This window comes from Klebsiella sp. P1927 (genome assembly GCF_018204675.1).
Lineage (GTDB): Bacteria > Pseudomonadota > Gammaproteobacteria > Enterobacterales > Enterobacteriaceae > Klebsiella > Klebsiella pneumoniae.
The window spans coordinates 3,604,530-3,629,265 of record NZ_CP073377.1 but is presented as its reverse complement, the minus strand read 5'-3'; the positions used below and the strand labels follow the sequence as shown (position 1 = coordinate 3,629,265).

Sequence of the window (24,736 nt, the reverse complement as noted above, 5' to 3'; positions counted from 1 at the left end):
CCCGCGCCTGGCGGTTTTAGACTGACGACAGTTTGACGTTACGCCAGCCGCGGGTAGGCGCTGGCGATATCGTCACCGGTAAACTGAGCGATCCAGCCTTCCGGGTTATCAAAAATGCGAATGGCGGTGAAGTTCGGTTCTGATCCCATATCAAACCAGTGCGGAGTGTGGGCGGGAACCGAAATCAGATCGTTCTTTTCGCACAGCACCTGGAACACCTCGTCGCCAATGTGCAGGCAAAACAGGCCAGCGCCCTCGACAAAAAACCGCACCTCGTCTTCGCCATGGGTGTGCTCGTTCAGGAACTTTTCCCGCAGCGCCTCTTTTTGCGGGTTATCGGCGCGCAGGCTGATGACGTCCCAGCTCTGGTAGCCCTTTTCGGCGACCAGTTTATCAATCGCATGCTGATAGGCGGCAATCACCGTTTCTGGGCTGGGATTTGCGCCGAGGTCGCGGTCGGCCTGCCAGCGCTCGAAGCGGACGCCTTTGGCGTTAAGTTGATCCTGAATCGCTTTGGCGTCGGTGCTGTGCCAGACCGGCGTTTGCGGATCGGTCACGGAAAAAAGAGTTAATGCGCTCATGCTGGGATCTGCTCCGGATGAATGTCGTCAAAACGCTGAACCTGAGGATGGTGGCTCGCCGGGTCGCGGTCGCCGCGAACCAGCTGCACAGTGCGCAAACCCGCGGCCTCGGCGGCATCAAGTTCCTGATGGATATCCGACAGGAACAGGATGGTGCCAGGGGCATGGCCCAGGTGTTCAGCAATGTTACGGTAGGACTGCACCTCACGTTTGGCGCCTACCAGGGTATCGAAATAGCCCGTGAACAGATGAGTAATATCACCTTCATCGCTGTAGCCAAATAACAATTTCTGCGCAGCCACGGAACCTGAGGAATATACATACAGATCAATACCCTGCGCTTTCCATTGCTCCAGCGCCGGCAGTACGTCCGGGTAGAGATGGCCGGTAAAGTCGCCGTTGAGATAGCCGTCGCGCCAGATGATCCCCTGCAGCGCCTTCAGCGCCGTGGATTTACGGTCTTCATCCATAAAGGTGAAGAGGGTAGTGATAAGGTCGGCGGTGCTGGCGGCGGGGGCGTCTGTTTCGCGGCGCAGGTTGTCGAGAATGGTTTTGACCGGTTCAGCGTGCTGCTGAGCGGTCACAAAGCCGGCCAGTCGTTCGCGGGCGTAGGGGAACAGCACGTTATGCACAAAGCGGATATCGCTGGTGGTGCCTTCTATGTCGGTCACGATGGCGCGGATCATGGTTTCTCCAGAGTGGGCGTAGCGTGGAATAACATTAGCATTTAGACGTCTAAGCGTCTTGATTGCCAAATATTAACATCGTGTTATAGTGGCTTCAACAACAGCATTACAATCGGTATAAAAAGAATGAACAATAACCCCTTGATTCCAGAGAGTAAACTTCCTGCGCTCGGCACCACGATTTTTACCCAGATGAGCGCCCTGGCCCAGCAGCATCAGGCCATAAACCTGTCCCAGGGCTTTCCCGATTTTGACGGCCCGCGCTATCTGCAGGAGCGTCTGGCGTACCACGTGGCGCAGGGGGCGAATCAGTACGCCCCAATGACCGGCGTGCCGGCGCTGCGCGAGGCGATCGCCGGGAAGACGGCGGAGCTGTATGGTTACCAGCCCGACGTTAACAGCGAGATCACGGTCACCGCCGGCGCGACGGAGGCCCTGTATGCGGCGATCACCGCCCTGGTGCGCCGCGGCGACGAGGTGATCTGTTTCGATCCCAGCTATGACAGCTACGCCCCTGCGGTGGCGCTGGCCGGCGGCGAGTTACGTCGTATTGCGCTGCAGCCGCCGCATTTTCGCGTCGACTGGCGGCAATTTGCCGCCGCCCTGAGCGAGAAAACCCGGCTGGTGATCCTCAACACCCCGCACAACCCTTCGGCCACCGTCTGGCAGCGCGAGGATTTTGCCGCCCTGTGGCAGGCGATCGCCGAACGCGAGATCTATGTCCTGAGCGATGAAGTCTATGAGCATATCTGCTTTGCCGATGGCGGCCACGCCAGCGTACTGGCGCATCCGCAGCTGCGCGAGCGGGCGGTGGCGGTCTCTTCGTTTGGCAAAACCTTTCATATGACCGGCTGGAAGGTCGGCTACTGCGTGGCCCCGGCGGCCATCAGCGCCGAACTGCGCAAGGTGCACCAGTATCTGACCTTCTCGGTGAATACCCCGGCGCAGCTGGCGATCGCCGACATGCTGCGCGAAGCGCCGGAGCATTATCGTGAGCTGCCGGCGTTTTATCGGGAACGTCGCGATCTGTTTATTGAAGCGCTGCGCCCAAGCCGGCTGGAAATCCTGCCCTGTGAAGGGACCTATTTCCTGCTGGCGGACTACAGCGCCATCTCCGATCTTGACGATGTCAGCTTCTGCCGCTGGTTGACCACTGAGATCGGCGTGGCGGCGATCCCGCTCTCCGTCTTCTGCGCCGATCCGTTCCCGCACAAGCTGATCCGCTTGTGCTTCGCCAAACAGCCGGCGACTCTGCTGGCTGCGGCGGCGCGTTTGTGCCAGCTGTAGTTACTTAATCGTCCACGCCTGGGAGAACTGGCGGCCGGCGAACATCTCTGTCAGGCCGCTAATTTGCTTCAGACGCAGCACTTCATCGGCATCCATCCCCAGCTCTTTGCCGATTTTCTGCGGCGTCCAGCCGAGCTGGGTCAGCTCGCGGACGATCTCTGACATGGCGTGGATTTGGTGGCGACCGCGCGCCCGGTTATGGCGTATGGTCGCTGCCATCAGCCCGTCACGCGAGGCAGCTTCACTCGTCAGGCAGGTCACCGGCAAATAGCCTTTTAGCGTTTTTTTCAGCGCGGCTTTGCTGCAGGCCAGCTCATGGCGGTGAAAACCATCGACAATCGTATACGCCTGTGGGCGTTGCTGGATGACGACGACCGGCTGGGTAAAGCCGTCGGCCTCCAGCGACGTTTGCAGCAGACGCTTCTCCGGCGGCGCCACGTTATTCGGGTTGTAATCGTTGGGGGCGACCAGCTCCTGTTTGACCCACAGCACGCAGTCGACGGGCTGCGAGCGGAAGGGGCTGTAGTGGTGGAGCACCTGGCGAAACGCGTTGATAGCCTCAATGCGCGCCTCGTCATCCAGCTTTTGCAGGTAAGCTTCCAGCGCCTGCGTCAGTTGTTGTTGCATAATATCCCCCATTGTTGGCGATGTTTTTCCATGCGTTTACGGTAGCGCTGATAGTGGCTGCTTTTGGTTGGGCTAAACGAAAGCTGACGGCACCAGTAATCGTTATTGAGCAGTACTTTGCAGACTCGCCGCCAGGATGGGATATCTTTGGTGCCAATGTCCGCAGGTTGGGTATCCGGAATATCCTCCATACCTTTTTTCTGGTACCAGCGCAGGTAGACGGCGATTTTATTGCGGTAGTGCTCGGCGGTGGTTTCCGGCATGCTGTCGAGCAGGAACAGGGCGTAGCTTTTCCACGTCAGGTGGTCGGGCTTGTCGATTTTCCGATGACCGTAGAACTGGTTATCATGCCCGGCATAGACCCCGCCGCTGTGCGCGCCGCTCACTCGCTGGCACATCGCGGCCCAGCGCTCAGGTTCCAGCACGTGATACAGCCACAGCCCCTGGCGCTGCTCGGGACCAAACGGTTCGCAAATGCGCATATAGCGCAGCGGCACCCCGGCCTGATACATCAGATCGTACAACGGGTTATAGGGCTCGCCGCTTTTGGCAAACCAGGTCCAGATATCGGCGGTTTTCCAGTCATAGAGCGGGTAGATGTACCAGGCATGGCCGCCCGGCGCTGAAGTGGTCCATGGTTTATCGTCGGCGAAGCGCTGTTTACGCTGTGAAGAAATCGTCATAAAGCGATTTAGCGATTCGTCGGCGCGAATGCCCACCAGCACGGCGGCGGGACGACGCTGCGAAAACCACTCGGCGAAGTGGCTGACGAAGGCTTCAAAGCTCATTCCGGGTTGATAAAATGAAAAATAGCCCGGGTGGGTAATGGCCCAGGGCGGCGGCTGGCGTACCCACTCGGTTCCGGGCTCCCAGCATTGCCATTGCGGCTTATACTGCGTCAGGGCATTTTGGGTGGTGAGCGGCAGGGCGACCCAGTAAAAGGTTTCGATGACATCCGCATACAGCGCACGCAGTTTTTCACAGTGGGCGATGGTGCAGGAGAACTGCGCTTCCCAGTCAATAAACAACACGCAGATTTTTTTCCCCTGTAACCGCGCCGCCTGGGCGGTTAAATGCAGCATAACGGTGGAGTCTTTTCCCCCGGAAAAAGAGACACAGATGCGCGAAAAATTATCCATGACCCACTGGATCCGCTGCTCAGTTGCTTGCAGCACCGATTCCGGTAAGGGATATTTAATAAACGACATGACCATTAATCCTTTAATAGTAGAAAATTCCCGTTAGCTCAGTATAAACGATGAGGGGTAGGAAATTAATGGTCGATTATTGTTTCTGGCAGCGGGGGAACAGAAGGGCGTTATTCGCTGTGATTAAATTTGGGCCGTGATGCCTCTCGATCATTCATTAATATGGTGATTAATTCAGTTAAAAAATGATTTTGCGAAGATGCATGGTGGTAATTAATGTAGATCGTGATATCCGGAAAAAGATTATCTATGTTGATGGCGTGAAGCTGCATAGTGGGTGAGATAAAGTCATATAAATAGGAAGGCAAAAAGCCAATTAAGTCGGTTTTATTAATCATGTTAAGAATGGTCATAAAAGAGTCGCTGCGAAAGGCAATATTGCGCGGATTCAGCCAGGCGATGCTGCTTTGCTGCACGCGCTGAATAACGGGATCGTTGGTAATATAGTGAGTGAAAAACTCCTGCGCCAGTGACTCTACCGAGGTAAGCGTTTCGCGTCGCGGATGGCCCGCCCGGCAAACCGCCAGCGTCTGCACCGTCTGATAGGGCTGACAGATCGTGGCGCGGTTGGTAATGGGCATGCGGGTGAACACCAGGTCCGCCTGGCGATACGCCAGCAGCTCCTCAGCCGATTCGGTGGTGGTCAGGTTATGGTGCTCAATTTGCAAGTTCGCCTGATGACAGAGCTGGTTAATCATAACGTGGCTATTGACTGAACAGAACAGCGGGGGGCCATATATCACAATACGTTTACGCAGTTCTGAGCGATTATTAAGATTGATGGTTTTTTCCAGCTGCTCCAGATTTTGCTGTAGATGATAATGAAGATTGACGCAGGCGGTGGTGGGCGTCATTCCTTTGCCAACACGAACAAATAGCGGATCGTTTAACTGCTGGCGCAGACGCTGCAACGACTGACTCACCGCTGAGGGGGTGATAAATAACATCGCCGCCGCTTTGCTGATGCTCAAATGTTGATAGATACATTCGAAAATAACCAATAAATTCAAATCGAACTTTTTCAGATCGTAAAGATTTGCCATTAATGCAGTCCTGTTTATTACCGGTGCGGATTATAATATTCTTAATGATAATGTTTTGTGGCTTAATATTTGCGGTGTGAATTTAATTATTGGCAAATACAGTTAAGTTCTGCTTAATATATCTTATCGTCGACGGTGGCGCCAGCGGTCGCTTCCGCCAGGCGCCACTGCGGGATGGAATTACTCTTTTTCACCCATCATAATATGCAGTTTCTCTTTATCCGGTAGGCCGACCACCTGCTGCAGCATATTATCTTTATTCATATAATAAATCGCCGGCGTCACGTTGGCTCCCAGATCGTCCATCAGCTGCTGGTTGACGTTGAGCATTTTCATTTTCTCCGGCGGAATTGCTTTCGGGATCGTCAGAGCCATTTTCCCATTCGATTGCTCGTAATCATGCCAGGTTTTCGCCGGATCGCTGCTGGCGAGAATCGCCGCGGCGGTGGCCGGGCTCTCCGGCTTAATCACCCCCACCAGCAGAGTGCGGATCTGCACTTTACCGGCCTCTACCCAGGGGCGGGATTGCTGCCAGAACTGCTTGCAGTAGGGACAGAAGGGATCGGCAAAGACATACAGCACGATAGGGGCGTCCTTGCGACCATCCTGCAGCCAGTGTGCGCTGGCCATCTTCTTCCACATCTCTTGTCCCGCCGGGGTATAGAGTTCTTTCTGAAACAGCTGCTCGCTGAGGTTGCTGCCGTTCTCATCATACATATAGCCGGAGATCGCGTGTTTACCATCCGGCGTTAGGTAGATGGCGACCCCCATGTCCTGGTATTTGCCCAGCCAGCCTTTCATTCCCCCCGGCGCCTCAAAGGGTTTTATAATGGTAATGCCCTGTTTTTCAATCGCTTTTACCGGAGCGGGGAGTTCCTCCGCATGGCTGCATAACGGCAAAAGGCTGAGTAACAGCAGACGCTTTAACATAAGTATTCCTTGTAAAATCAGCAGGAAAGGGCAAAACGATTGTCGAACCTATCACAGTCATAGGCAAGATCAGCAGAATGACGGATTGCCCTTTGCTGGCGTGGGTGATGTAATCCTGGATGCTGTTACATTAAGGTAATGTAGAGCGCAACACATAGCCAGTCTGACTGGCGCTGAACCTACCCTCGGGTATTTCAGGTAACGGGGCCGCCTGAAAAGGTGGCCTTTTTACTTTTGTCGCGGCAAATGATGCGAAAAACAGCGATTAGCGCTGAACGCGTCGACAGGTTCACAGAGTTGTCTTGTTCCGGTTGTTAGATAACGCTTATTGATTCGATAATGTAAACGCATTGGTCGAGTCAGGAAAAATTCGTTAACTTAGACCTCAACGAAAACACGGAGGAAGTATAGATGTCCTTAATTAACACCAAAATCAAACCGTTCAAAAACCAGGCATTCAAAAATGGTGAATTCATCGAAGTCACCGAGAAAGACACCGAAGGCCGCTGGAGCGTCTTCTTCTTCTATCCGGCTGACTTCACCTTCGTCTGCCCGACCGAACTGGGCGACGTGGCTGACCATTACGAAGAACTGCAGAAGCTGGGCGTAGACGTTTACTCTGTGTCTACCGATACCCACTTCACCCACAAAGCGTGGCACAGCAGCTCTGAAACCATCGCCAAAATCAAATATGCGATGATCGGCGACCCGACTGGCGCCCTGACCCGTAACTTCGACAACATGCGTGAAGATGAAGGTCTGGCTGACCGCGCTACCTTCGTCGTTGACCCGCAGGGTATCATCCAGGCGATCGAAGTTACCGCTGAAGGTATCGGCCGTGATGCGTCTGACCTGCTGCGTAAAATCAAAGCGGCGCAGTACGTTGCTTCTCACCCAGGCGAAGTCTGCCCGGCGAAATGGAAAGAAGGCGAAGCGACGCTGGCTCCTTCTTTAGATCTGGTTGGTAAGATCTAAGTCTGTTTGTGCCCGGCGGCGCTACGCTTGCACGGGCCTACAAGATCGTAGGCCGGGTAAACGGCGTGCCACCCGGCAATCAATGGGCGCTTTCGCGCCCATTTTATTCCAACACCATGATGCAAGCGCATTCAGGCAGCCTGACGAGGCCGCTTGCATGATGATGTTTTAAGCCCAGGAGATAACAATGCTCGACACCAACATGAAAACCCAGCTCAAGGCCTACCTTGAGAAGCTGACCAAGCCTGTTGAGCTGATTGCCACGCTGGATGACAGCGCTAAATCGGCAGAAATCAAGGAACTGTTGGCTGAAATCGCTGAACTGTCAGACAAAGTCACCTTTAAAGAAGACAACACGCTCGCGGTACGTAAGCCCTCGTTCCTGATTACTAACCCAGGTTCCGACCAGGGGCCGCGTTTTGCGGGCTCGCCGCTGGGCCACGAGTTTACCTCGCTGGTGCTGGCGCTGCTGTGGACCGGCGGTCATCCGTCGAAAGAGGCCCAGTCGCTGCTGGAGCAGATCCGCGATATTGATGGCGATTTCGAATTCGAAACCTACTATTCGCTCTCCTGTCATAACTGCCCGGACGTGGTCCAGGCCCTGAACCTGATGGCGGTGCTCAACCCGCGCATCAAACACACGGCGATTGACGGCGGGACCTTCCAGAATGAGATCACCGAGCGTAACGTCATGGGCGTGCCAGCGGTGTTCATGAACGGTCAGGAGTTTGGTCAGGGACGGATGACGCTGACTGAAATCGTCGCCAAAGTGGATACCGGTGCGGAAAAACGCGCAGCGGAAGAGCTGAATCAGCGTGACGCTTACGATGTACTGATCGTTGGCTCCGGCCCGTCCGGCGCGGCGGCGGCGGTCTACTCTGCACGTAAAGGGATTCGTACCGGCCTGATGGGCGAACGCTTCGGCGGTCAGGTGCTGGATACCGTGGATATCGAAAACTATATTTCGGTGCCGAAAACCGAAGGCCAGAAGCTGGCAGGCGCGCTGAAAGCGCACGTCAATGACTATAACGTCGACGTGATCGACTCCCAGAGTGCGACCAAACTGACGCCGGCGGCGACAGAGGGCGGCCTGCATCAGATCGAAACCGCCTCCGGCGCGGTGCTCAAGGCGCGTAGCGTCATCATCGCCACCGGGGCGAAATGGCGCAATATGAACGTGCCGGGCGAAGATCAGTATCGCACCAAGGGCGTGACCTACTGCCCTCACTGCGATGGTCCGCTGTTTAAGGGCAAACGCGTAGCGGTAATCGGCGGCGGGAACTCCGGCGTGGAAGCCGCCATTGACCTGGCGGGCGTCGTAGAGCACGTAACCCTGCTGGAGTTTGCCCCAGAGATGAAAGCCGACCAGGTGTTGCAGGATAAAGTCCGCAGCCTGAAGAATGTCGACATCATTCTTAATGCGCAGACCACGGAAGTGAAAGGCGATGGCAGCAAAGTCACCGGCCTGCAGTATCGTGACCGGGTGAGCGGCGATGAGCATCATATCGCGCTGGCGGGGATCTTCGTCCAGATTGGCCTGCTGCCTAACACCACCTGGCTGGAAGGCGCCGTTGAGCGCAACCGCATGGGTGAGATCATCATCGATGCGAAGTGCGAAACCAACGTCAAAGGCGTGTTCGCCGCGGGCGATTGCACCACCGTGCCGTACAAACAGATTATTATCGCGGCAGGGGAAGGGGCAAAAGCGTCGCTGAGCGCTTTCGACTACCTGATCCGCACGAAAACCGCATAACAAGTCAGACAATAGACCTGCATAACAAAGAGGCTACCCAGGGGTAGCCTCTTTTTTTATACTCTTTTCGTCATTCTTACCTGACGACCATTACCGGGATATGGGCATGGCGGATCACGCTCGAGGCATTGGAGCCGAGCAGGTGGGTACTGATGGAGGGATTGCGTGAGCCAATAACTACCACGTCGGCGTTAATTTCGCTGGCCAGCTCGTTGACCATATCGCGCACGCTGCCAAAACGGACATGTAGCTTGATACGAGACGGGTCAATGCTGAAGTGGCTGACCATCGTCTGCAGGCGAGTCTCCGCCTCATGCTGCAGATGTTCCTCAAACCGCCGCAGGTCGGCGGTAAAACGGCTCATGGTAAAGCTCGCGGAACCCGGTAAGACGTGGAGCAGATGGATCACCCCGTCCTGCTGGGCCAGAAACTCCGCGTGCCGGACGGCTTTATCGCTCAGCGCCATCTCAAAGACATCAACCGGCATAATGATAGTCTTATACATATGCAATCCTCCTTGTTCGTTTGCGTCTATATCAACATATTATATGCGGATATTGTGTCATTCAGGTCGCAAAACTGTCAGCCAGGCAGGCGCAAAGCGTAAAAAAGGGTAAGCGGCGGGAAAACAGCAGAAAGAGGATGTGCGGACATCCTCTGAATAAAGCGCGAAACGCCTCAGGCAGCGGGATTAGCGGTGGAATTCGCCAGCGGCTTCCGGCTGGTACAATAGCTCCAGCACTTCCAGGTGCGTCGATGCGCCGCCCGGCAGCTCCCAGTGAATGGTGCTGCCGACTTTCAGGCCCAGCAGCGCGGCGCCCACCGGCGCGAGGACGGAGAGCTGGCTGGCGCTGTCGGTCACCTGTGACGGAAACACCAGCGTCCGCACGCGCTCTTCGCCGCTGGTTAAATCGCGGAATTTTACCCTGCTATTCATGGTGACGACATCATGCGGCATCGCTTCCGGGGCCAGCATTTGCGCGCGGTCGAGTTCCTCATTCAGGGCATCGGCAACCGGTGAGTTGGCGAAAGCCGGCTGCTCCAGCAGCCTGTCGATACGTTCGGCATCCAGTTCATTAATGATGATTGCGGGTCTGGTCATTGCATACTCCATGTTATCCAGGAACCTGTCCGTAAAAGAAAACCCTCGCCGAAAGGGGCAAGGGTTAAGGTCCTACCATCATACTGAGAGTTGCCGGCAGTTTGAAGTGATGAAACGCACATTCAGCGTGCAACACCATCCGGCGGACGGTGTTTTCCAATCAGCATCCCGCTTTACGCTAGTGGCCAACCTTATCGAGGATAAACTGTGCGCCGCAGTTACCCGGGTGAGGCTGGGGCAGAAAAGCGGAAGTGGCCAGCGGGGCGTTGATGGTCGCGGCGTTGAGCGAGATTTGCATCTCCGTCAGATAGGCCGGATTACCGTTGCAGGTTAGCTTAAACGCCTTTACGCTCTGCGGACCCCAGGCGCGGGCCACGGCGGCGTCGAAGTCGGCGCGGCTGACCGTTTGGCCATAGTGCTTCGCGAGAAAATCCCCCACCGGGCTGCGCTTAATTTCACCGTTTAGTCGCACCATGGCGCCAAAGTAGCTGTCGGGATCGAAGCCGAAGCAGACGCCATGTTTGGCATATTCGTAGCGTTCCAGGCAGGAGGTGCCGCCCGATCCCGGCATCACATTATTAAGTTTATTGGCCATCTCCAGCGACAGTCCGGTCTCCGCCGCCTGGCATTTGCGGTTCGCTTTTACCTCCGGCATGTTGGGCACCGGACGCGTGGCGCAGCCGTAGCGCATCCAGCGACGTTCATCCACTCCGCGCGCGGCAATGGACTTTGGCAGCCCGGGCCACAGGCCATGCACGGTCAGAAAGTCGGCTTTATTCGCGGTGTCCTGCTGCAGGCGACACTCTTCCGGTTCGTTGCGATTGCGGTCATACATGCTCTGACAGAATCCGGTTTGCCAGGAGAGGGCAAGGACGTAGCGGTCAAAATCAGCGTATCGCATCGCGGTGAGCGGTTCAGCACCGGCCTGAGTGGCGGTAAGCACAAGGGCAATCGCGGCGAAATCCTTCCTGAACATTTTTATTCCTGATTATGGATGGCAAAAGATAACGGGGAGTTATTAAAGCATAAAAAAGGCGCCCGCTGGCGCCTTTTCGCGTGGTTAGACCATTAGTGGAGCGCGCTGCCGGGCACCAGGATTTCAGTAGCAACGATCACCACCAGCAGGCCAACGAGCACCGGCACTGAGGTGCGCTTGACCACTTCGAATGGGGAAATCTTCGCCATCCCGGCAACGGCGACCACCACCCCGGAGACGGGCGATATCGTGCGGCCGAGGTTAGAAGCCTGCAGCATCGGAATCGACAGGTAGGCCGGATTGATGCCGGAGGAGTGCGCCAGCTTGGGGATCATCTCAACGAAGGCGTAGAACGGGGCATTACCGGAACCGGTGGTCATCGCCGCCAGCATGGTCAGGATCACCAGCACCAGCATCAGAATAATGCTGGCCGAGCCGAAGGAGGTGGCGATTGAGATCAGACCGTTGATAAAGCCGATAGTGCTTAACCCCTGGGCAAAGACGCCGGCGGCAACCAACAGCATCACTACGCCGGCGAAGGCGTCGGCCATTCCACGGTAGGCGACTTCCAGCCCGCTAAAGACGTTTTTGGTGTTGAAACCGCGCAGGAACTCGAGGATCGCCGCCAGCAGCATGCAGCCAACGAGGATGGTGATAATGTGCAGCTCCGGCCCCCATTTACCGTCAAAGATCAGCACGCCGATGATCGGGGTAAACGGCAGAATGGCATACAGCGCCGGGGCGGTGGTGGTGATGTCGTTGACATCGAGCATCTCGTGAGAAATGTGCTCTTTTTTATCCAGATAGCGCTGCCAGAAAAAGTGGGCGATCGCCATGCAGATAATAGCCGCGATGGAGATCGGCAGCGTGGTTTTAAAAGCAAAGTCGATCAGCGGCATTTCAGCGGCTTTGGCCGCCAGGACGACGTCACCCGAGGTTGGCGAGAGGATAATCGCCGCCGGTGAGGCGCAGATGGCGGCGGCGGCCCCGCGGCTGATACCGACATTCACCATTACCGGGAACAGCGTCGCCACCAGTAGTACGCCAAGGCCGGTCGCGGAGGAGACGGCCAGCGACATCAGGCAGGCGACAAAATAGGCGGCAATCATCAGCAGATAGGGCGAATTAATATAGCGCAACGGCTTCGACGCTAATTTGACCACCATATCATTGGCGCCAATATGGGTCATATAGGTGGCGAAGCCGCACAGCATCATGATCATCATGCCCAGATCGCCGCCGCGGCTCATGAGTAGAATCTTAATGTATTCAATAATATCGGTAGCGGAATAGCCGGTGCTCGCGGTATTACCCGGTAACACTTTATGTCCCAGCAGGGCGCTGACGATCAGTAAGATTAAGCCTCCGACGAACAGCACCCCGGTGGCCGAGTAGCCTTTAATGATATAGCGGGCTACGCCCACAATGACCACGATCCCTATCAGGATCTCAATAAACGTCAGCATTTATTACCCCTAAACCCAAAGAATATGTAGCTAAAAAGCACCACACCAAATTTTAATGTGCGAATGTGCCGAAAAAACGGACAAAACTCGCTGATGCAAATCAATAAAGCGATAAGAACTACACGTCCCCCGTCACGCCTGGATATAATCACCAGATGGATAGTTAAGCCGTTCTGATGGACAGCGGGCGAAAATCAGGAGTTTGCCTTATTTCGTTCAACCTGTATTGAGATTATCTTTGCTATTTTAGGTGGCTTTTAAATCAAAGTGGTAATAGAAAAGTGTTGATGTTACGTCGTTTTTCATTGTTTTCTCTTGGTTTTTTAGGATGGTTATTGGTGTCCGGAAACGCCAGCGCGTCGTTTTCATCGACCCTTAGCGAAGGTTACCATACCTTAAGTAATAACGTAGCGCAGACCTGGAATGAGCCGGAGCACTATGATTTGTACGTTCCAGCCATCACCTGGCATGCGCGCTTTGCCTATGACAAGGAAAAAACCGATAAGTATAACGAACGTCCGTGGGGGGCAGGTTTCGGCGTCTCGCGCTGGGATGAGAAAGGGAACTGGCATGGCCTGTACCTGATGGCGTTTAAAGACTCTTTTAATAAGTGGGAGCCCATCGGCGGCTACGGCTGGGAGAAAACCTGGCGCCCGCTGACGGACCAGAATTTCCACCTCGGCCTTGGCTATACCCTCGGCGTCACGGCGCGCGATAACTGGAACTACATCCCGATCCCGGTGATCTTGCCATTGGCGTCAATAGGTTACGGTCCGGCAACTTTCCAGATGACCTATATTCCCGGCACCTACAATAACGGTAACGTTTACTTCGCCTGGGCGCGCATCCAGTTTTAATTCGCTAAGTCTTAGCAATAAATGAGATAAGCGGAAGGTCTTGTGCAAAAACAAGGACTAAAGCGTTACCCACTAAAAAAGATAGCGACTTTTATCACTTTTTAGCAAAGTTGCACTGGACAAAAGGTACCACAATTGGTGTACTGATACCCGACACAGCATTAGTGTCGATTTTTCATATAAAGGTAATTTTGATGTCTAAGATTAAAGGTAACGTTAAGTGGTTTAATGAGTCCAAAGGATTCGGTTTCATTACTCCGGAAGATGGCAGCAAAGATGTATTCGTACACTTCTCTGCAATCCAGTCCAACGGTTTCAAAACTCTGGCTGAAGGTCAGCGCGTAGAGTTCGAAATCACTAACGGTGCCAAAGGCCCTTCTGCTGCAAACGTCATCGCTCTGTAAGCAACGCGTCAGTAGAATATAAAAACCCGCTAATAAGCGGGTTTTTTTTTGCCTGTCTCCTTCGCTTTTAGCGGCTGGCCGCCTGCGAGAAAAGCCAGAAGGCGACCGCCGTCATCGCAAACGAACCCAGCAAATTCACCGCGACGTTGAGCAGCGCCCAGCTTACCCGGCCCTGCTGCAGGAGAAACACCACTTCCGCAGAAAAGGTGGAGAACGTGGTCAGGCCGCCGCAGAAACCGGTGGTAATCAGCAGTTTCCACATCGGGTCAATCCCGGTCAGACGATTAAACCACGCCAGCCCGGCGCCAATCACAAAGGCGCCTAACAGGTTGGCCGTTAGAGTCCCAATCGGGATAGCATGGTGCACAGGATTGAGCTTCATGCCGAGCCACCAGCGCAATACGCTGCCGGTGCCGCCGCCAATAAAAACGGCGCAAAGAAGTTGAAACACGGTCGTTTCCTGCTATTTGATGTAAGAGAGTGTCAAGTGTAGCGCGCATCGGGCGCGATTGGCTATCCATAACCTGACGGGAGAAGAACATGCGGGTAGCGGCAGGACAATTTGCCGTCACGCCAGTATGGCGGACGAATGCGCAAACCTGTGTGGCGATGATGCAGCAGGCGGAGCGAGAAGGGGCGGCGCTGCTGGTGCTGCCGGAGGCGTTGCTGGCGCGGGATGACAACGACCCGGATCTGTCAGTTAAATCGGCCCAGCCGCTGGATGGCGCATTTTTGCAGCCGCTGTTGGCCGAGAGCAGGCGTAACAGCCTGACCACGGTCCTGACGCTCCATGTGCCGTCAGGGGAGGGGAGAGCGACCAACACGTTGGTGGTATTGCGGGAAGGCGCAGTGATTGCCCATTATCATAAACTTCATCTATATGACGCCTTCGCGATGCAGGAGTCCCGGCGGGTGGATCCCGGTCAGCAGATCCCGCCGGTGATTGAGGTGGCGGGATTACGCGTTGGCCTGATGACCTGCTACGATCTTCGCTTTCCGGAACTGGCGCTTTCGTTGGCCCTGAATGGGGCACAGCTGCTGGTGCTGCCCGCTGCATGGGTGAAAGGGCCGCAGAAAGAGCATCACTGGGCGACGCTGCTGGCGGCACGCGCTCTCGATACTACCTGCTATATCGTGGCGGCAGGCGAATGCGGAACGCGCAATATCGGGCTGAGCCGCATCGTCGATCCGCTGGGGACCACTCTGGCGGGGGCCGGGAGCGAGCCGCAGCTGATCTTTGCCGATCTCTCAGCGGATGACCTTGCGCGCGTTCGCGAGCGTTTGCCAGTGCTGCGGAACCGACGATTTGCGCCACCGCAATTATTATGACGTTTTTTTAAACAAGGCTTGATTCACCTTGTTACAGATTGCTATTGTGTCCGCGCGTCAAATACCCGTATTGTTTATCCCAATAATTCGCTGTGCACGTCAGGATGGACATCTCAGCGCTCACTCCCGGAGGGGAGGCTATGGGCCGAAACACGCAGCCCACGCACAGGTGGATTACAATAGGACGGATAAATGCGTGTATGATGGCGTATTCGCAGCTTGTATAGAGAAGAAGGTTAGCTATGGGTGAGATTAGTATTACCAAACTGCTGGTAGTCGCAGCACTGATTATCTTAGTGTTTGGTACCAAGAAATTACGTACGCTGGGCGGCGACCTGGGGTCGGCTATCAAGGGCTTTAAAAAAGCCATGAACGAAGATGACGATAGCGCGAAGAAAACCACCGCAGAAGAAGAAGCGCCGGCGCAGAAGCTCTCTCATAAAGAGTAATTCTCCGGCTGCGTCCCCTGACGGGATGCTGGCGGTACGGCGAAGAGGCCGCGACGTTTATCGTTGCGGCCTTTGTCGTTTTTGTCGACGCCGCGGAGAAAAGATGCAACTAACTGTTACGGACAGGCGAAACGGATGAAGCGGAGAGAGCCGCTGCGCCGAAAAGGCGCGCAGCGGCGGAAGCGGTGGGTTATTTAACTTCCATCCCTTTAGCCTGCAGGTCGGCATGATAGGAAGAGCGGACGAAGGGACCGCAGGCGGCGTGGGTGAAGCCCATCGCCATCGCTTCCGCTTTCATCTCTTCAAACTCTTCCGGGCTGACGTAGCGCTGCACCGGCAGGTGGTGACGGCTCGGCTGCAGATACTGGCCTAACGTCAGCATGGTGACGCCATGGCGACGCAGGTCGCGCATTACTTCGATGATCTCGTCGTTGGTTTCGCCCAGACCTACCATCAGGCCGGATTTCGTCGGGATCTCCGGGTGCGCTTCTTTAAAACGCTCCAGCAGCTTCAGCGACCAGTTGTAATCCGCGCCCGGACGTACCTGACGATAAAGACGGGGCACGTTTTCGAGGTTATGGTTGAAGACATCCGGCGGGGTCACCGTCAGAATATCAAGTGCGCGATCCATGCGGCCGCGGAAATCCGGAACCAGCGTTTCGATCTTAATCGACGGGTTTTTCTCGCGAATGGCGCTGATGCAGTCGGCAAAATGCTGTGCGCCGCCATCACGCAGGTCGTCACGGTCTACCGAGGTGACTACGACATAGCGCAGACCCATATCGGCGATAGTTTGCGCCAGCTTTTGTGGCTCGTTTGCATCTGGCGCGACCGGGCGTCCATGCGCGACGTCGCAGAACGGGCAACGGCGGGTACAGATCGCGCCGAGGATCATAAAGGTCGCGGTACCGTGGTTGAAGCATTCTGCAAGGTTCGGGCAGGAGGCCTCTTCGCACACAGAGTGCAGGCCGTTCTTACGCATCGCTGCTTTGATTCCCTGGATACGGGACGAGTCTGCCGGAAGTTTGATTTTCATCCATTCCGGTTTTCTGAGCAGAGCTTCACGCTCAGTTGCCACGTTTTTCACCGGGATAAGGGCCATTTTATCGGCGTCGCGGTACTTAACACCGCGTTCCATCACAATGGGTTTACTCATAGCGTGCGTGTTCCAGTTGCGAGTCACGAAGGAAAGCGAATTAATTCAATGAAATGTTGCAATTATCAACTATTTTTGAATCAAGAGCAGGCAGTATACCATTGAAAAGGGGCAGAAAGCAGCCTGCCTGCCCGGCAAATTGTAAAATAGTTGTTGTTTTATCCTTTTCCCTTCCGTGCGCTACGCCTTAAACGAGCGGATCACCGTCTCGATGATCTCTTTCAGCAATGGCTCTTTCCCGCTCAGCTTATTAAAGTGCAGCGCAACGTCAATCTGCTCTTCACCGAGGGAAGGGAAATCCAGGGTCTGCAGCGGCCAGAGACGGGACACCATGGCGAACAGGCGTTCGGTGGTCAGACCCAGCATATCGCTCCCGGCGATCATCGCCGCCTGGGTCATCAGGTTAAAGGTGCTAAAGCCGCAGCGGCGCTCGCCCATCTCTTCCTGTAGTCGGCGATGGAGGGTGGGGTAGCGCTGGCCTTCCGGCAGCAGCAGCGCAAATTCGTACTCCGCGAGGGTCGTTTCATCCTGCGGACCGTCCAGCGCGGGATGCCCTGCGCGGCAGTACATCTGTACCCGATCCTGATACAGCACATGATGGCTTATCGCCTGGCCGCTGTGCAGGTGGGTATCAATGAGCAGATCCACCTGGCGCTGGTCAAGCTGCCGCGCGGCGTCGACGATGGCGATATTGTGCAACAGGATCTGCGGAAAGGTCGGCTTCAGCGCGCTGGCCAGGCCAGGCATCAGCAGCGCTCCCATCGCTGGCGTAGTGGCGATAGTGATCACCCGCTGCTGGTGCGGGCTACCGGTGATATCCAGCGCGCTGAGGAAAGCTTCCATGCCGCGGCTGATGTATTGATGAAGATGGGTGGCATAGGCGGTGGGGGTAACGCCCTGTCCTTTGCGGATAAATAGCGGATCGGGGAACAGCGCCCGCAGTTTGTTAATTGACTGGCTAATCGCCGACGGTGTGATATTGAGTATTTTCGCGGCGTTGACGATACCTTTATGCACGTATACCGCTTCAAAGATGGTCAACAGATTGAGGTCAATATTACGCAGGATGCGAAACATTTGACGATCGTAACGTTCATCCTGTCTGTCAGGAGATTCTGACGGAGGCGTATTCTCTGGCACGCGATGAGTCCGGTTGGGAATGATAGGCCAAGTATAGCGGCCCACCGCGTTGCCGTGCGTGACAATTGATTGCAAAAATAACGTGTTACTCGTTTAGCGCCCCGCTGACAGCGGGACGTTGGCCTGCCGCTTAATCCCGGGGAAGATATTCGTGCGGTGGATGATTTAGCAGCGCCAGCAGATTGGCGACCAGCCGCGGAGCGACCGTCTCCGGGGAGGCTGCCGGCTGCCACTGGCGCATTTGCGTCATCTCCATACCGGCATAGCCGCAGGGGTTGATACGCAGAAACGGTGTGAGATCCATGGCGATATTAAGCGCCAGACCGTGGAAAGAACAACCTTTACGGATCCGCAATCCCAGAGAGCAGATTTTGCGTTCGCCGACATAGACGCCAGGGGCATCGGCGCGGGGGTGCGACTCGATACTATATTCAGCCAGGGTATTGACGACCGTTTGCTCCAGTAGCGTCACCAGCTCCCGCACGCCCAGCTTACGGCGCTTGAGGTCCAACAGGACGTACATCACCTGCTGTCCCGGACCGTGATAGGTGACCTGGCCGCCGCGATCGCTCTGGATCACCGGAATATCGCCGGGCACCAGCACGTGTTCCGCTTTGCCGGCCTGACCCTGGGTGAATACGGGGTGATGTTCCACCAGCCAGATCTCGTCGAGGGTATCTTCATCACGGGCGTCGGTAAATTCATGCATCGCCTGCGAGACGGGTTCGTAAGGTTGCAGGCCAAGCTGCCGGATAAGAATTTTATTGTGCTGCAAAACAACATCTCCGCCGGGAAGAGAGAATTCAGGTTGGGGAGTATATCACAGCCGTGCAGAAGGGAATGAGAAGACCCGGCACGGCGGCCGGGTCAGGGAAAAGGTTACAGCACCATCCGAACGATATCGATATTGCCTAACTCTTCGTACAGCGTTTCCACTTGTTCAATGTGGGTGGCGTTGATGGTGATGGAGACCGAGTGGTAGTTACCTTTGCTGCTCGGTTTTACTGACGGCGAGTAATCACCAGGCGCATGGCGCTGTACCACTTCCACCACCTGATCAACCAGCTCCGGCAACGCCTGCCCCATTACTTTGTAAGTAAATGGCGTAGGGAATTCAAGCAGTTCGTTAAGTTTGGTTTTCATGTCAGCTCCGGTGTTACGACAAAATAATAACTCCCACCAAGGGCGGGAGTTATCAGGTTACTTGGATGAATAGTATATGGGGATGGAAATCACACTTTCAAGTGTTCGATTTTTAACCAAACCAGTGGTGGAACATTAATTTAATGTAATCAATAATTTTGCCGAAGAAATTACCTTCCGGAATTTCCTGCAGGACCACCAGCGGACGCTGGTCAATGGTTTTACCATCCAACTGGAAGTTAATGGTGCCGACAACCTGGTTTTTCTGCAGCGGGGCGTGCAGCTCAGTGTTATTCAGCACGTAGCTGGCTTTCAGATCTTTCATTCGGCCGCGCGGAATGGTCAGGTAGACGTCTTTATCCACCCCCAGCGAAGCGCGATCGCTGTCGCCGAACCAGGCCGGTTCGGAGGCAAACTCTTTGCCAGCTTTAATCGGGTTGACGGTTTCGAAGAAGCGGAAGCCCCAGGTAAGCAGTTTTTTGCTTTCTGACTCACGGCCTTTGAACGTCCGGCCGCCCATTACCGCGGAGATCAGGCGCATCTGGCCTTCGGTGGCGGAAGCGACGAGGTTGTAACCCGCTTTGTCGGTATGGCCGGTTTTGATGCCGTCGACGTTCAGGCTGTTATCCCACAGCAGGCCGTTACGGTTCAGCTGGCGGATGCCGTTGAAGGTGAACTCTTTCTCACGATAGATGGAGTACTCGTTCGGTACGTCGCGGATCAGCGCCTGGCCAATCAGCGCCATGTCGCGCGCGGAGCTGTACTGTCCGTCAGCATCAAGACCGTGAACGGTCTGGAAATGGGTGTTTTTCAGGCCCAGAGCGTTGACGTAGTTGTTCATCAGGCTGACGAAGGCGTCCTGGCTGCCGGCGACGTAGTCGGCCATCGCCACGCAGGCATCGTTACCGGACTGCAGGTTAATACCACGGATCAGCTGAGAAACCGGCACCTGCATGCCCGGCTTGAGGAACATCAGAGAAGAGCCTTTGAAAACCGGGTTGCCGGTGGCCCAGGCATCGTTGCCGACGGTGACCAGATCGGACTCTTTGAATTTGCCCGCTTTCATCGCCTGACCGATAACATAGCTGGTCATCATTTTGGTCAGACTGGCCGGGTCGCGGCGGGAGTCGGCATTGTTTTCAGCCAGTACCTTGCCAGAGTTGTAATCGATAAGGATCCAGGATTCGGCGTCAATCTGCGGGGCGCCTGGGATCATCGTTTTGATATTCAGGTCATCGGCGCGGGCAGCGGAGGAGAGCGCTGCAACGGAGAGCGCCGTAATGAGTAAACGAGCGGTGAAAGAGGTCTTCATGGTCAGAACAACGGCATCCGTGATGGAGTTAAAAAAGTGCCTTACTATAGCAAATGCTCTGCGGGCCAGCATCCGACATTGCGCATGAGTTTGTTAATGACTTTTACATGCGCGAGGTGAACGGGCGGCCCGCGGCGTTTAGTTGGCGCGAGTAATAAAGGACTGCAGCTGCGCTTCGCTTTGCAGGCGCTGCTGCACGGCGCTGGCCTGTGCTTTATCAGCAAAGGGACCCAGCTGAATACGCCAGACCGCGCCGTTTTGCATGACCCGGCCTGGCACAGAAAACTGCTGGCTCAGGCGCTGCTGATACTGCTGCGCCCGCGTCTGGTCGCTTACTGCGCCCACCTGGACAACAAAATTACCGCTGGCGCTGGAGGTCGCCGAGGACGAGGCCGCCACGGCGCCAGCGGCTGCGGCGGTGGCCGCAGCGGGCGCCACATTACCCTGAATGGAGCCAGGCGCGGTCACTGGCGCTGTTGGCGTGGCGCCGGCGGCAGGAGCCGTCGCGGCGGCTGCCGCTGGTTCGCTACTCTCCAGCACGCCGTTGTTCAGGGGCGTCGGCGCGCCGAGGAAACCGCCGCTGTTCACCGGCGCGCCCACGCTGTCTGCCGGCGTCAGCGTGCTGTTGCTGATCGGGCGAACGTCAGTGGGTGCGGGTTGGCTCATGCCAGCGGCGTCCCCACCGTCCAGATTCGGACGGGCGGGCAGGGCGTAAGTCTGTTTGGCGACGGTGGTACAGGCCATCCCCGGGCCGGAAAGCGAACCGTCAGGCGCGACGATGATGGGGTCGATGCGCACTTTGGTGTTGTTAGAGGTGTTCAGGCGGTCAGCGGATGCGCGGGAAAGCGAGATGACCCGATCGTTGCCATAGGGACCGCGATCGTTAATCCGCACGACGATCATCCGTCCGTTGGCAAGGTTAGTGATCCGCGCGTAGCTCGGGATCGGCAGCGTCGGGTGCGCTGCGGTCAACTGAGTCGGATCGAAGGCTTCGCCGCTGGCGGTCAGGTTGCTGTTGGGTTCAGCGTCATAGATCGCCGCGAAACCGGCCTGAGTAAAGTTGGCCGGATCCTGAACGATTTTGTAGCTTTTACCGTCGCGCTCATAATCCTGATTCGCCGTGGCGTTCGGCGTTTCATATTGCGGATCGGCGCCGCTGATCTCAACCGTCGGGCCATTACAGACGGCCGGCTGTGGAGTACTGACCGTTTTTTGTTGCACGTCATCACTCGAACATGCCGCCAGCAGCCCCGCTGCTATGCAGATCCCCAGCCATTGCTTACGCATTGCTAACCCCTTTAAACGCTTTTCGACAACATTTTTCTGTGGGTATGGATCGACATTACGATACCAAACCCGGCCATCAGTACGATCAGGGCGGAGCCCCCGTAGCTCACCAGCGGCAACGGTACGCCCACCACCGGTAAAATACCACTCACCATACCAATATTTACGAAGACATAAACGAATAAAATCAACATTAAACCACCGGCCATGACCCGGCCAAAGGTGGTTTGCGCCTGGGCGGCGATCCACAGTCCGCGCATAATCAGCAGAATATAAAGCGCTAGCAGGATCAGTACGCCAATCAGGCCCAGCTCTTCGGCGAGGACGGCGAAGATAAAGTCGGTGTGGCGTTCCGGCAGAAACTCCAGTTGCGACTGGGTGCCGTGCAGCCAGCCTTTGCCGCGCAGACCGCCGGAGCCAATGGCAATTTTAGACTGAATAATGTGATAGCCGGCGCCCAGCGGGTCAGTTTCCGGATCGAGGAGCATCATCACGCGCTGACGCTGATAGTCGTGCATCAGGAAGAACCACAGGATCGGAATAAAGGCGGCGACCAGCACCACGGCGATACCAATCAGGCGCCAGCTGAGGCCGGATAGGAACAGCACAAACAGCCCGGATAGGGCGATCAGGATCGAGGTCCCGAGGTCAGGCTGCGCCGCCACCAGCAGCGTCGGCAGGAAGATTAGCACCAGGGCAATGCCGGTGTTCTTCAGCGACGGTGGACAGACATCGCGGTTAATAAACCGCGCCACCATCAGCGGCACGGCTATTTTGGCGATCTCCGACGGCTGAAAGCGCACAATACCGAGATCCAGCCAGCGCTGCGCCCCTTTGGAGATGGCACCGAAGGCGTCAACGGCTACCAGCAGGATGATACAGAAAATATAGAGGTAGGGCGCCCAGCCTTCATAGACCCGCGGCGGGATCTGCGCCATGACGATCATGATCACCACGCCCATGGCGATCTGGCCGATTTTACGCTCCATCATGCCGACATCCTGACCGCTGGCGCTCCAGATAACCAGCGCGCTGTAGGTCAGCAGCGCCAGCAGGATAAGCAGCATGGTGGGGTCAAGATGGATTTTATCCCATAGCGATTTTTTGTTCGGATTATCCGTCATTATTGATCCTCCCCTGCGGTTACCGCCGGGTTTTCGCTTGGCAGCGTAGTGTTGTTATCGCCCAGCATGATGTGATCGAGGATCTGGCGCATAATCGTACCGACCGCCGGGCCGGCGCCGCCGTTTTCCAGAATCATCGCCACGGCAACCTGCGGGTTGTTATAAGGCGCAAACGCCGTCATCAGTTTATGGTCGCGCAAGCGCTCGGAGATCCGGTGCGCGTTATAGGTTTCGTTGGCCTTCAGGCCGAACACCTGAGCGGTACCTGACTTGGCCGCGATTTTATACGGCGCGCTGGCGAAGTATTTGTGCGCGGTGCCGTTGCCGCGGTTGGCCACGCCGTACATGCCGTCTTTGGCGATTTCCCAATAGCCGGAATGGATATCGCCTACCGGCGGCTCATGGGGCTGGACCCAGGGTACGGGCTTGCCGTCTTCCACGGTGCTCTGCAGCAGATGAGGCACCTTCACCACGCCGTCGTTAATCAGGATCATCAGCGCTTTGTTCATCTGGATCGGCGTGGCGGTCCAGTAACCCTGGCCGATGCCCACCGGAATGGTGTCCCCCTGGTACCAGGGTTTCTTAAAGCGCTTGAGCTTCCATTCGCGGGTCGGCATGTTGCCAGAGCGCTCCTCGGAGAGGTCGATACCGGTGTAGTGGCCGTAGCCAAACTTGCTCATCCACTCTGAGAGACGGTCGATGCCCATGTCATAGGCGACCTGGTAGAAATAGGTATCTGCAGACTCCTCGAGCGCTTTGGTGACGTTCAGATGGCCGTGGCCCCACTTTTTCCAGTCACGATAGCGTTTCTCTGAGCCAGGCAACTGCCACCAGCCGGGGTCGAAGAGGCTGGTGTTGCGGGTGATCACCCCGGCGCTCAGCGCCGAGACGGCGACGTACGGTTTGACCGTCGACGCCGGCGGATAGACCCCCTGCGTTGCTCGGTTGACCAGCGGTGTGTTCGGGTCGTTGAGCAGCGCGGAGTAATCTTTGCTGGAGATGCCGTCGACGAACAGGTTCGGGTCATAGCTCGGGGTTGAAACCAGCGCCAGAATAGCGCCGGTACGCGGGTCGGTCACCACCACGGCGGCGCGGCTGCCGGCCAGCAGCGTTTCAATATACTGCTGCAGCTTGAGGTCGAGGGTGAGGTAGATGTCGCGTCCGGCCTGCGGAGGCACCTCTTTCAGCTGACGAATGACGCGGCCGCGGTTGTTCACTTCAACCTCTTCGTAGCCGGTCTGACCGTGCAGAACGTCCTCGTAATAACGCTCTATACCCAGCTTCCCAATGTCGTGCGTCGAGGCGTAGTTGGCCAGCTTGCCCTCTTTATCCAGGCGGTCGACGTCTTTATCGTTAATTTTTGAGACATAGCCAATGACGTGAGTCAGCGCCGAATTATAGGGGTAATAACGACGCTTGTAGCCTTTGACTTCCACGCCGGGAAAGCGGTACTGGTTGACGGCAAAGCGGGCCACCTGCACTTCGCTGAGGTTGACCTTTACCGGAATCGAGGTAAAACGATGGGAGCGGGCGCGCTCCTTTTTGAAACCGGCGATGTCATCGTCGGTTAAATCGACGACGTCGCGTAGCGCATCCAGCGTCTGCTGTACGTTATCGACTTTCTCCGGCATCATCTCCAGCTGGTAAATGGTGCGGTTAAGCGCCAGCGGGGTGCCGTTGCGATCGTAAATAATGCCGCGGCTCGGCGGGATCGGCACCAGCTTGATGCGGTTTTCGTTCGAGCGCGTCTGATAGTCGTCGAAGCGAACGATTTGCACATTGTACAGGTTGGCGATCAGAACGCCGGTAAGCAGCAAAATCCCCAAAAAAGCGACCAGCGCCCGGCGCACGAACAGCGAGGATTCAGCCGTATAGTCGCGGAAAGAATTCTGTAATTTCAT

At 56.0% G+C, this 24,736-nt stretch carries 26 protein-coding genes; 7 read left to right on the top strand and 19 right to left on the bottom strand.

The features are described 5' to 3' along the window. Window positions 1-38: 38 nt before the first annotated feature. Together KB892_RS18440 and mtnC are read right to left on the bottom strand one after the other, a co-directional pair. Window positions 39-581 carry a 1,2-dihydroxy-3-keto-5-methylthiopentene dioxygenase gene (locus KB892_RS18440; protein WP_002894357.1) on the bottom strand — a complete coding sequence of 181 codons (543 nt, stop codon included), beginning with the start codon at window positions 579-581 and terminating at the stop codon, window positions 39-41. Next, window positions 578-1,267 (bottom strand): acireductone synthase, encoded by a 690-nt coding sequence (gene mtnC / locus KB892_RS18435; protein WP_002894359.1) that lies wholly within the window; start codon window positions 1,265-1,267, stop codon window positions 578-580. Before mtnC ends, KB892_RS18440 begins: the two co-directional genes overlap by 4 nt. Window positions 1,268-1,408: 141 nt before the next feature. Here mtnC and KB892_RS18430 point away from each other — a divergent pair, with 141 nt between their 5' ends. Next, window positions 1,409-2,554: a pyridoxal phosphate-dependent aminotransferase gene (locus KB892_RS18430; protein ID WP_004220148.1), complete on the top strand. Its 1,146-nt coding sequence runs from the start codon at window positions 1,409-1,411 to the stop codon at window positions 2,552-2,554. Here KB892_RS18430 and KB892_RS18425 read toward each other — a convergent pair whose 3' ends face one another. From KB892_RS18425 to dsbG, 4 genes are all read right to left on the bottom strand, one after another. Continuing rightward, window positions 2,555-3,181, bottom strand: a complete 627-nt coding sequence (locus KB892_RS18425) for an IbrB-like domain-containing protein (protein WP_004151651.1) — start codon at window positions 3,179-3,181, stop codon at window positions 2,555-2,557. Then, a complete protein-coding gene (locus KB892_RS18420; protein ID WP_002894369.1) occupies window positions 3,166-4,389 on the bottom strand; it encodes a phosphoadenosine phosphosulfate reductase in 1,224 nt (407 codons plus the stop codon). The genes KB892_RS18425 and KB892_RS18420 overlap by 16 nt, the downstream gene beginning before the upstream one ends. 110 nt (window positions 4,390-4,499) lie before the next feature. Beyond that, on the bottom strand, window positions 4,500-5,432 hold the full coding sequence (gene citR / locus KB892_RS18415) for a DNA-binding transcriptional repressor CitR (RefSeq protein WP_002894372.1): 933 nt from the start codon (window positions 5,430-5,432) through the stop codon (window positions 4,500-4,502). A gap of 180 nt (window positions 5,433-5,612) precedes the next feature. Continuing rightward, window positions 5,613-6,362 (bottom strand): thiol:disulfide interchange protein DsbG, encoded by a 750-nt coding sequence (gene dsbG, locus KB892_RS18410; RefSeq protein WP_002894375.1) that lies wholly within the window; start codon window positions 6,360-6,362, stop codon window positions 5,613-5,615. Between the two features lie 411 nt (window positions 6,363-6,773). Between dsbG and ahpC the strand changes: the two genes are divergently transcribed. Together ahpC and ahpF are read left to right on the top strand one after the other, a co-directional pair. Then, window positions 6,774-7,337, top strand: a complete 564-nt coding sequence (ahpC, locus tag KB892_RS18405) for an alkyl hydroperoxide reductase subunit C (RefSeq protein ID WP_002894394.1) — start codon at window positions 6,774-6,776, stop codon at window positions 7,335-7,337. 187 nt (window positions 7,338-7,524) lie between these two features. Next, entirely contained in the window at window positions 7,525-9,090 is a 1,566-nt protein-coding gene (ahpF, locus tag KB892_RS18400) for an alkyl hydroperoxide reductase subunit F (RefSeq protein ID WP_002894398.1), read from the top strand. Window positions 9,091-9,166: 76 nt separating this feature from the next. Here the strand turns inward: ahpF and uspG are convergent, their stop codons facing one another. The 4 genes from uspG to dcuC all read right to left on the bottom strand — a co-directional run bounded on the left by uspG (window position 9,167) and on the right by dcuC (window position 12,634). Then, on the bottom strand, window positions 9,167-9,595 hold the full coding sequence (gene uspG, locus KB892_RS18395; RefSeq protein ID WP_002894401.1) for a universal stress protein UspG: 429 nt from the start codon (window positions 9,593-9,595) through the stop codon (window positions 9,167-9,169). A 186-nt stretch (window positions 9,596-9,781) separates the two neighbouring features. Continuing rightward, window positions 9,782-10,192 carry a nucleoside diphosphate kinase regulator gene (gene rnk / locus KB892_RS18390; RefSeq protein ID WP_002894404.1) on the bottom strand — a complete coding sequence of 137 codons (411 nt, stop codon included), beginning with the start codon at window positions 10,190-10,192 and terminating at the stop codon, window positions 9,782-9,784. Window positions 10,193-10,370: 178 nt separating this feature from the next. Further along, window positions 10,371-11,168: a ribonuclease I gene (gene rna / locus KB892_RS18385; RefSeq protein ID WP_002894407.1), complete on the bottom strand. Its 798-nt coding sequence runs from the start codon at window positions 11,166-11,168 to the stop codon at window positions 10,371-10,373. A 92-nt stretch (window positions 11,169-11,260) separates the two neighbouring features. Beyond that, window positions 11,261-12,634 (bottom strand): anaerobic C4-dicarboxylate transporter DcuC, encoded by a 1,374-nt coding sequence (gene dcuC / locus KB892_RS18380; protein ID WP_002894411.1) that lies wholly within the window; start codon window positions 12,632-12,634, stop codon window positions 11,261-11,263. Between the two features lie 338 nt (window positions 12,635-12,972). Here dcuC and pagP point away from each other — a divergent pair, with 338 nt between their 5' ends. After that, window positions 12,973-13,491 carry a lipid IV(A) palmitoyltransferase PagP gene (gene pagP, locus KB892_RS18375; protein ID WP_002894414.1) on the top strand — a complete coding sequence of 173 codons (519 nt, stop codon included), beginning with the start codon at window positions 12,973-12,975 and terminating at the stop codon, window positions 13,489-13,491. Window positions 13,492-13,685: 194 nt separating this feature from the next. Next, complete coding sequence (gene cspE / locus KB892_RS18370; protein WP_002439184.1) at window positions 13,686-13,895, top strand: transcription antiterminator/RNA stability regulator CspE; 210 nt, start codon at window positions 13,686-13,688, stop codon at window positions 13,893-13,895. Between the two features lie 67 nt (window positions 13,896-13,962). On the opposite strand, the gene crcB is transcribed toward cspE, so the two are convergent. Continuing rightward, a complete protein-coding gene (crcB, locus tag KB892_RS18365; RefSeq protein ID WP_002894459.1) occupies window positions 13,963-14,346 on the bottom strand; it encodes a fluoride efflux transporter CrcB in 384 nt (127 codons plus the stop codon). Window positions 14,347-14,435: 89 nt separating this feature from the next. Between crcB and KB892_RS18360 the strand changes: the two genes are divergently transcribed. Further along, a complete protein-coding gene (locus KB892_RS18360; RefSeq protein WP_002894461.1) occupies window positions 14,436-15,224 on the top strand; it encodes a deaminated glutathione amidase in 789 nt (262 codons plus the stop codon). 242 nt (window positions 15,225-15,466) lie between these two features. Further along, complete coding sequence (tatE, locus tag KB892_RS18355; protein ID WP_002894464.1) at window positions 15,467-15,673, top strand: twin-arginine translocase subunit TatE; 207 nt, start codon at window positions 15,467-15,469, stop codon at window positions 15,671-15,673. A 190-nt stretch (window positions 15,674-15,863) separates the two neighbouring features. On the opposite strand, the gene lipA is transcribed toward tatE, so the two are convergent. From lipA to mrdA, 8 genes are all read right to left on the bottom strand, one after another. Beyond that, window positions 15,864-16,829, bottom strand: coding sequence for a lipoyl synthase (gene lipA / locus KB892_RS18350; protein ID WP_002894467.1), 966 nt, complete (start codon window positions 16,827-16,829; stop codon window positions 15,864-15,866). A 180-nt stretch (window positions 16,830-17,009) separates the two neighbouring features. After that, complete coding sequence (locus tag KB892_RS18345; protein WP_002894469.1) at window positions 17,010-17,906, bottom strand: YbeF family transcriptional regulator; 897 nt, start codon at window positions 17,904-17,906, stop codon at window positions 17,010-17,012. Between the two features lie 193 nt (window positions 17,907-18,099). Then, window positions 18,100-18,744, bottom strand: coding sequence for a lipoyl(octanoyl) transferase LipB (gene lipB / locus KB892_RS18340; protein ID WP_002894472.1), 645 nt, complete (start codon window positions 18,742-18,744; stop codon window positions 18,100-18,102). Window positions 18,745-18,848: 104 nt separating this feature from the next. Further along, window positions 18,849-19,112, bottom strand: coding sequence for a DUF493 family protein YbeD (ybeD, locus tag KB892_RS18335; RefSeq protein ID WP_002894474.1), 264 nt, complete (start codon window positions 19,110-19,112; stop codon window positions 18,849-18,851). A gap of 112 nt (window positions 19,113-19,224) precedes the next feature. Beyond that, window positions 19,225-20,424: a D-alanyl-D-alanine carboxypeptidase DacA gene (dacA, locus tag KB892_RS18330; protein ID WP_002894539.1), complete on the bottom strand. Its 1,200-nt coding sequence runs from the start codon at window positions 20,422-20,424 to the stop codon at window positions 19,225-19,227. 138 nt (window positions 20,425-20,562) lie between these two features. After that, window positions 20,563-21,711 carry an endolytic peptidoglycan transglycosylase RlpA gene (rlpA, locus tag KB892_RS18325; protein ID WP_004147579.1) on the bottom strand — a complete coding sequence of 383 codons (1,149 nt, stop codon included), beginning with the start codon at window positions 21,709-21,711 and terminating at the stop codon, window positions 20,563-20,565. An 11-nt stretch (window positions 21,712-21,722) separates the two neighbouring features. Then, window positions 21,723-22,835 carry a peptidoglycan glycosyltransferase MrdB gene (gene mrdB / locus KB892_RS18320; RefSeq protein WP_002894613.1) on the bottom strand — a complete coding sequence of 371 codons (1,113 nt, stop codon included), beginning with the start codon at window positions 22,833-22,835 and terminating at the stop codon, window positions 21,723-21,725. Further along, window positions 22,835-24,736, bottom strand: coding sequence for a peptidoglycan DD-transpeptidase MrdA (gene mrdA / locus KB892_RS18315; RefSeq protein ID WP_002894617.1), 1,902 nt, complete (start codon window positions 24,734-24,736; stop codon window positions 22,835-22,837). The genes mrdB and mrdA overlap by 1 nt, the downstream gene beginning before the upstream one ends.